Genomic DNA, 7,423 nt, shown 5'->3' with positions numbered 1-7,423 from the left:
GAACTGCTGGACGTGGCGGCGTTCTTCGGCCGCGAGATCGGCCTGCGGCTGCTCTCCCACGTCGCCGGCGTCGAGCCTGCCGACTGCGTGGAGCGCCTCGAACCGCTGCACGCGCTCGGCCTTCTCGAGACCAGCCCGGACGACCCGTCGACGGTGCGGTTCACGCACGACCTGGTCCGCGAGTCGATCTTCGAGACCATGACCCAGCAGCTGGCCGTCCGGCTGCACCTGCGCGTCGCGGACGCGCTCGACCACCTCCACGCCGGTGACGAGGCCGTCGCCGAGCGCCTCGCCTACCACCTCTGGGCCGCCGGCCCCCTCGCCGACCCCGCCCGCACCGCGGCGGCGCTCATGCGCGCCGGCCACCGCGCCGCGTCGAAGCTGGCGTACCAAGCGGCCGACCGGCAATTGCGGCTGTCCGCGCAGCTCGCGCGCACAGCGGGACTGATGGATCTGGAACTGTCCGCCCTCACGCTGTTGACTATCGTGGTCAGAAGGCACAACAAATACGACAGCCCCATCCTCGACCTGCTCGACCGCGCCGAGTACCTGGCCCGCACGCTGGGTCGGGACGCCGAGGCCGCCGACTTCCGCTTCATCCGGTTGATGGGTGCCTACACCGCCAATGAGAAGGACCGCAGGGCGCTGGCATCCCAGCTGCACCAGCACGGCCAGTCGTCCACCGATCCGACCGTCCGGGCGTACGGTCAGACCGCCTGGGGCCTGCACAAGTGGGACACCGGCCACATCGGAGAGTCTTACCGGTCCTTCATGGCAGCCGACAGCGTCGGTCCGGACGCCGCGGCCACGCCGGAGCACGACACGCCGCTCCGGCGCGACGGCGGCGTCCCGGGCGAGGGACCCGGCTGGCGGGCCGTGACGACCGCACTGCACGGAGACGTCGCGACGGCCCTGACCTTCGTCGACACCTGGGACCAGCCCGGCGACCCGTATGCCCTGACCGTCTGGGCCTACTACACCACCATGATCGCCTCCATGGCCGGTGACACGGCCGTGGTGAAACAGGCGTGCGACCGGTGGGTCGAAGCCGGCTTCGGCCGCCTCCACACCCTGGCCGACGATTACGTCCAGCAGTACCGGTGCTGGGCGCGTGCCCTCACCGGCGATGACCCGGCTGCCGCCGCAGCCGAAGCCGAACAGCTTCTCACCGCCAGCTTGCTCGACCCCCCGCAGTGGGGACTCGCCTACTACTACGGGCTGATCGCCGAGATGTGGCTGGCCGCCGGGAAGACCGACGAGGCCGCCGCCTCGCTGGAGCGGGCCGATCAGGCCCTTCGGGACTGCGGCCAGCGGTACGCAGAGGGGCACATTCTGCTGATGCGAGCACGTCTGCTGCAGGCTCGCGGCGAACCGGCGACCGCGGTCCGGGCCGCGGCCGAGCAGGCCCTGGCCTGGTCGGTCCAGCGCGAGGCCCACCTCTTCGCGGAGCGGGCCAGGAGACTCCTGGCAAACCTCGGATGAAGGCCGCTGCGCGGTGGGGGCGATCTCGACGAGGTCGGTGCGGCGGCGGTCGGGAGGAGCGCCCGCCGCCGCACCCGGTGGGACCGTCAGTGGGCCTGGTACGCCTTCGGCAGCTTCATGCCACGCTCGGCCATCAGCTCGCGCACCCGGTTCGGGTAGTCGGTGATTGCCAGATCCTTGAGGTATTTCCCGTCGTCAGGGTTGCGAACTGTTCCGTATTTATCGACGGACGTAGTCACTGTCGTCATGTGTGGTGGCTGTCTAGTCGAAGTGGGGTTGGTGGCCGCTGCGGGTTCGGCCGCTGAATGTGGTGATGTAGCGACATGTAATGTCGGCATGTGGTACTTCGCCTGTTGCCTACCTGCGTTGGGCGATCTTCGCGTGGTGGGTGGGTCGTCGGGGGCCTGCGGCGGTGAAAAGGTTCGAGCCGCGGGTTGGTTTCGTGGTGCAGGCGTACCGGTTCGCCCTGGACCCGAACGTGGGTGAGCAGGCTGCGTTGCGTTCGCACTGCGGTGCGGCGCGCGCCGCGTACAACTGGGCCGTGTCGTGGGTGACGGCCACCTGGTGGCAGCGCAGGGCCGAGCAGTCCTACGGCATCGGTGACGAACAGTTGACGCCGTGGCGGCCGACGTCGTTGCCCGCGCTGCGCAAGGCGTTCAACGAGGTCAAGCACACCGACCCACGCTTCGCCGGCTGGTGGGCCGATAACAGCAAAGAGGCTTACAACACCGGTCTTGCCAATGCGGCGGCGGCGTTCGACAACTACACCAAGTCCAAGCAGGGTGTGCGGGCGGGCCGCCGGGTGGGCAGGCCGCGGCGTAAGTCCAAGCGTGGGGCGAGGTTGTCGTGCCGGTTCACGACCGGCGCGATCCGGGTCGAGCCGGACCGGCGGCATGTGACGTTGCCGAGGTTGGGCACGATCCGCACGCACGAGAACACCCGCAAACTCCAGCGCCGCCTTGCCGCAGGCACGGCGCGGATCCTGTCCGCGACCGTCAGCTTGGCGCGTGGCCGCTGGTTCGTGTCGTTCCAGGTCGAGGTCATCCGCGACGCGCGCAACCCGGCCCGGCAGCCGGACACGGTCGTCGGGGTCGATCTCGGGGTCAAGCACCTGGCGGTGCTGGCCGACAACACCGGAACGATCAGGTATGTGCCCAACCCCGGGCACTACGACAACGCCCTTGCTCGGCTGCGTCGGTTGTCGCGGCGGGTGTCGCGCCGTCGGGGTCCGGACCGGCGTGCCGGGCGCACCGCGTCGCGACGCTGGCTCAAGGCCGACGCCGAACGCAACCGGGTCCACCACCGGGTCGCGAACCTGCGCACCGACGCCCTGCACAAGCTCACCACAAAGATCCGGGCCGAGTACGCCACGGTGGTGGTCGAGGACCTCAACGTCGCCGGGATGCTGGCCAACCGGCGTCTGGCGCGCAAGGTCGCCGACGCCGCGTTCGGGCAGATTCGACGCCAGATCGAATACAAGGGCGAGTGGGCCGGCGGTGTCACGGTGAAGGCCGACCGCTGGTACCCATCGTCGAAGACATGCTCGAACTGCGGTGCGGTGAAAACCAAACTGCCGCTGCACGTCCGGGTGTTCAACTGCGAACAATGCCCCCTGGTCATGGACCGTGACGCGAACGCGGCCCGTAACCTCGCCGCCCTCGCGGCGGCAGTCAAGGCTGGTACCGGAGTGGCCGGAGACCAGGACGCGCAAGCGTCGAACCCCCGTGGAGCCGACCGTCAGACCCGCGCCACCACCCGACCGCGCAAGCTGCCGGGTGGGCGGGCAGGTGGCGCAACACCGCACCAGCGGACAGAAGCGAGAGATCCTCGCCGAACCGAAGCGGCCACGCTTCAGTGACGGCAGGAACCTTTCCGGCTGAAAGGCCGGGATTGCTGATATCCGACTATGAATATCAGCAACGGTACCTCGGTTCGTTCAAGATCTACTGACGGACCGACCGTAGGCTCCTGGCTGATACCCGCCGTGACCTGCACGTGACGAGGCCCGTAACGTTCGCGTACGGGCCGGTGTCGGCGCGCGGCCCGCCCCGCCGTGCGGCACGCGCCTGGGTGGAAGCCCTGGCCGGGCATCGGGGTCGCCGTCCGGGTCCGGCCCGGAGGCGCGGCACGCCGCGACGGCCGACGATCGAGCGGTGAAGAAACCTGCCGCTGTCGCGCTGCTCACCGCGCCGCTCCTGCTCGCCGCCTACGGGGTCGTCCGCATCGTCGGCAAGTCCGACGGCGTGTACGGGCCGGGCCTGGACTGGCAGGCCGCGCACCTGCTCGCGCTGGCCGGAGTCGTCCTGTTCGTACCCGCGGTCCTGGGCCTGGGCGCGCTGCTGCCCCGTGGCGCGTGGCGCTCCGGCACCGTGGCCGTGTCCCTGTTCGGTCTCGCGGCCTCGATGGTCCAGTTCGGCGCGGACATCTGGTTCGCGCTGCGCGCCGACGACAAGGCCGGCATGCAGGCGCTGTCCGGCGACTTCGGCGACATCCCCGGCGTCGACCTGGTCGTGTACCAGGTGGGGCCGCAGCTGTTCTTCGTCGGGCTGCTGGTGCTGACGATCCTGGCGGCCCGCGTCCGGCGGCTGCCCCGGTGGAGCCCGGTCGTGCTGCTGATCGGCATCCTGCTGCCGCCGGTGACGCTGGACCTGCTGCCGCTGTCCGGCCTGCTGATCATGGCTGCCCTGTGGCCCGCCACGCGTGGTGGCCGCTCCGCGCAGGAAACCGCTGCGGGTGTCACCGGTCCGGCGGTCATCCGTCCCGCCGCCCCGGCGGCCGGCCGCGGGTCGTCCGGGGGCGGCGGAGCATTCACCGACGAGGTGTACGCCGGACCGCCGCCGCGCGTCACGCCGTGACGGTCCGGGCGGGGTGGTGGCGGCTCAGCGGGATGACCATCGGGGTGCCGGTGACGGGGTCGGGCACGACCTGGCAGCCCAGCCCGAACACCTCGGTGACCAGCTCCGCCGTCACCACCGCGCCCGGGTCGCCCTCGGCGGCGATCCGCCCGTCGCGCATCACCACGAGGTGGTCGGCGTACCGGCAGGCCTGGTTGAGGTCGTGCAGCACCATCACCACGGTGCGCCCGTCGCGCCGGTTCAGGTCGGTGACCAGGTCGAGCACGTCGACCTGATGCGCCAGGTCCAGGTACGTCGTGGGCTCGTCGAGCAGGAGCACGGGGGTCTGCTGGGCGACGGCCATCGCGATCCAGGCCCGCTGCCGCTGGCCGCCGGACAGCTCGTCGACGGGCCGGTGGGCGAGCCCGGTCATGCCGGTCGCGGCCAGCGCCTCAGCGACGGCCTGCTCGTCGGCGGCCGACCACTGCCGCCACCAGGTCTGGTGCGGCGAGCGCCCCCGGCCGACCAGGTCGAGCACGCTGATGCCCTCGGGTGCGACGGGCGACTGCGGCAGGATGCCGACCTGCCGCGCGACCTGCCTGGTCGGCAACGTGTGGATGGCCCGCCCGTCGAGCAGCACCGCCCCGTGCTCGGGGCGCATCAGCCGGGCCAGCGCGCGCAGCAGCGTCGACTTGCCGCAGGCGTTGGCCCCGACGACGACGGTGACCTGGCCCTGGGGGATCCGCAGGTCGAGCCCGGACACGACGGTCCGGTCGTCGTAGGCGAGGGTCAGGCTCTCGGCCCGGAGCACCGTCATCGGACCTCCACTGTGGACGGGCGGCGGCGGGTACGAAGAGATCATGTCAGCCTCCGCTGCCGGCGCGGTTGGAGCGGATCAGCAGCCGGAGCAGGAAACCGGCGCCGATGGCTCCGGTCACCACCCCGACCGGCAGGTCCAGGTCGGGCAGCAGGTGCCGGGCCAGCAGGTCGCTGCCGGACACCAGCAGGGCGCCGGTCAGCGCGGACAGCAGCACCGGCGGCGCGGACAGCCGGGCCAGGCGCTGGGCGATCTGCGGCGCGGCCAGGGACACGAACAGCACCGGCCCGGCCGCGGCGGTGGCGAACGACACCAGCGCGACGCTGACCAGCAGCAGCAGGCCCCGGGCGAGCTGCACAGGGGTGCCGAGGCCGCGGGCGACGTCGTCGCCGAGCTGCAGGTTCCGGTTCCACCCGGCGAGCAGCAGCGCCGCGGGCAGCAGCACCGCGACGGCGATACCCAGCGGGCGAACGGCCTCCCAGCCGCGCCCGTTGAGGTTGCCGACCAGCCAGCCGACCGCCTCCTGCGCCTGGTGCATCTTGGCCCGGGTGAGCAGGTAGTCGGTGGCGCTGGTGCACATCCACGACACCCCGATGCCGACCAGCACGATCCGGAACCCGGTGCTGCCTCGCCGCCAGGCCAGCAGGTACACGGCGAGCGCGCCGAGCAGCCCGCCGGCCAGGCCCAGCGTGGGGGTGCCGAGGGTGTCGCCGAAGCCGAGCACGATGCCGGCGACGACGGCGGTCGTCGCCCCCGCGTTGATGCCGACCATGTCGGGGCTGGCCAGCGGGTTGCGGGTGATCGCCTGCAGCACCGCGCCGGAGGTCGCGAACGCCGCGCCGACCAGCACGCCGGTGAGCGCCCTGGGCAGGCGCACCTCGTGCACGATGAAGACGGTGCCGCGCGCCCCGGACCGCCACAGCGCGGGAACGACGTCGACGAGCGGCACGGGGTAGTCGCCGAGCGCCAGCCCGAGGCAGAACACGGCGAACGCCGCGACCGCGAGGACGGCGCACATGACGATCAGTCGCGGGCGCAGCGGCAGCCCGAGCAGGGACGGCCGCAGCGCCCGGCCGGAGCGGGCCGGCTTGCCCGCGATGTCGGGCCGTGGACCCCCGTCGCCGGCGGTCGGGCTCGGGGCGCCGCCTCGTGGTGGCACGGCGGTGGCCGGGTTCACGGTGCTCACATCTCGGCCAGTCGGCGGCGGCGGGCGAGGGCGATGAAGAACGGCCCGCCGAGGAAGGCCACCACGATCCCGGCCTGGATCTCCTCGGGGCGGGCGACGACGCGGCCGAGCACGTCGGCGGCGATGAGCAGGCACGGCGCGCCGAGCAGGGTCAGGGCGAGGATGCGCCGGTGGTCGGGGCCGGTGACCATGCGGGCCAGGTGCGGGGTGACCAGGCCGACGAAGACGATCGGGCCGGCCAGCGCGACGGCGGTGCCGGCCAGCACGGTGATGGCGAGGGTGGCCCGCAGCCGGATCAGGCCGACCCGGCGGCCGAGCGCGGCGGCGACGTCCTCGCCGAGGGCCAGGCTGTTCAGCGCGGGCGCGGTGGCCAGGGCGAGCCCGGCGGCGGCGGCCAGCAGCGGCGTGACCTGCCACAGCGTGGCGGCGTCGGCCGCGGTCAGCGACCCGGCGGCCCAGAACCGGAAGCGGTCCAGGGCGAGCGGGCTGCGCAGCACGAGGGCGCTGGTGAAGGAGCCGAGCAGGAACGTCACCGCGATACCGGCCAGGGCCGTCTTGACCGGGGTCGCGCCGCCGCGGCCCAGGCCGCCGAGCAGGTGCACGGCGAGGGCTCCGGCGAGCGCGCCCGCGAAGGCGTACCAGATGAGGTTGGTCGGTGCGGTGCTCGCGCCGAACGCGGCGACGGCGAGCACGATGGCGAACGAGGCCCCGGCGCTGACGCCGAGCAGGCCCGGATCGGCGAGCGGGTTGCGGGTCAGGCCCTGCATGAGCGCCCCGGCCAGGCCGAGGGCGGCGCCGACGAGCAGCCCGGCGGCGGTGCGGGGCAGGCGCACGTTCCAGACGATGGCCGCGACCTGCGGGTCGACGGCGGTGCGGTCGAGCAGCGCGTCGGCGACCTGTCCGATGGGGACGGCGCGGCTGCCGAAGGCCAGCGAGAGCAGGCACAGCACAGCCAGCAGCAGCGCGGCCGCGGGCAGGTACGCGGCGGCGCGTCGCGGTGCGGCGGCGGGTGGGGGAGCGGGGGTCACTTCGACCTCATGGCCGTCATCTTAAGTGAGCCTTGCCTTACCGTACGACGGGGCATGAGCTGGGCAAAAGCGGTGA

7 protein-coding genes are annotated in these 7,423 nt (G+C 72.6%); 3 read left to right on the top strand and 4 right to left on the bottom strand.

What is annotated here, in order from left to right:
* A partial coding sequence (locus Cco03nite_RS28680; protein WP_506272212.1) for an ATP-binding protein occupies positions 1–1,482 on the top strand: 1,482 nt, incomplete at its 5' end.
* 86 nt (positions 1,483–1,568) lie between these two features.
* Here Cco03nite_RS28680 and Cco03nite_RS28675 read toward each other — a convergent pair.
* Positions 1,569–1,730, bottom strand: a complete 162-nt coding sequence (locus Cco03nite_RS28675; RefSeq protein WP_203695615.1) for a hypothetical protein — start codon at positions 1,728–1,730, stop codon at positions 1,569–1,571.
* Between the two features lie 194 nt (positions 1,731–1,924).
* Between Cco03nite_RS28675 and tnpB the strand changes: the two genes are divergently transcribed.
* Together tnpB and Cco03nite_RS28665 are read left to right on the top strand one after the other, a co-directional pair.
* Positions 1,925–3,340: an IS607 family element RNA-guided endonuclease TnpB gene (gene tnpB, locus Cco03nite_RS28670; RefSeq protein WP_203695601.1), complete on the top strand. Its 1,416-nt coding sequence runs from the start codon at positions 1,925–1,927 to the stop codon at positions 3,338–3,340.
* Between the two features lie 295 nt (positions 3,341–3,635).
* Positions 3,636–4,337, top strand: a complete 702-nt coding sequence (locus Cco03nite_RS28665; RefSeq protein ID WP_203695599.1) for a hypothetical protein — start codon at positions 3,636–3,638, stop codon at positions 4,335–4,337.
* Here Cco03nite_RS28665 and Cco03nite_RS28660 read toward each other — a convergent pair.
* The 3 genes from Cco03nite_RS28660 to Cco03nite_RS28650 are packed head-to-tail and all read right to left on the bottom strand — an operon-like array spanning position 4,327 to position 7,347.
* Positions 4,327–5,133 (bottom strand): ABC transporter ATP-binding protein, encoded by an 807-nt coding sequence (locus Cco03nite_RS28660; protein WP_203695597.1) that lies wholly within the window; start codon positions 5,131–5,133, stop codon positions 4,327–4,329. The genes Cco03nite_RS28665 and Cco03nite_RS28660 overlap by 11 nt on opposite strands.
* A 46-nt stretch (positions 5,134–5,179) precedes the next feature.
* Positions 5,180–6,310, bottom strand: a complete 1,131-nt coding sequence (locus Cco03nite_RS28655; protein ID WP_239167737.1) for a FecCD family ABC transporter permease — start codon at positions 6,308–6,310, stop codon at positions 5,180–5,182.
* A gap of 5 nt (positions 6,311–6,315) precedes the next feature.
* The gene (locus Cco03nite_RS28650; RefSeq protein ID WP_239167736.1) at positions 6,316–7,347 is read right to left on the bottom strand and encodes a FecCD family ABC transporter permease; all 1,032 of its coding nucleotides are present in this window, start codon (positions 7,345–7,347) and stop codon (positions 6,316–6,318) included.
* Between the last annotated feature and the right edge of the window lie 76 nt (positions 7,348–7,423).

Origin of the sequence: Catellatospora coxensis (genome assembly GCF_016862635.1) — a bacterium.
Taxonomy (GTDB): Bacteria; Actinomycetota; Actinomycetes; order Mycobacteriales; family Micromonosporaceae; genus Catellatospora; species Catellatospora coxensis.
This window is presented reverse-complemented; position numbering and strand designations above follow the sequence as displayed.

Coding starts and splice junctions, on each gene's coding strand:
- Cco03nite_RS28660 (WP_203695597.1), bottom strand. CDS start 5,133: ATGACGGTGCTCCGGGCCGAGAGCCTGACCCTCGCCTACGACGACCGG.
- Cco03nite_RS28675 (WP_203695615.1), bottom strand. CDS start 1,730: ATGACGACAGTGACTACGTCCGTCGATAAATACGGAACAGTTCGCAAC.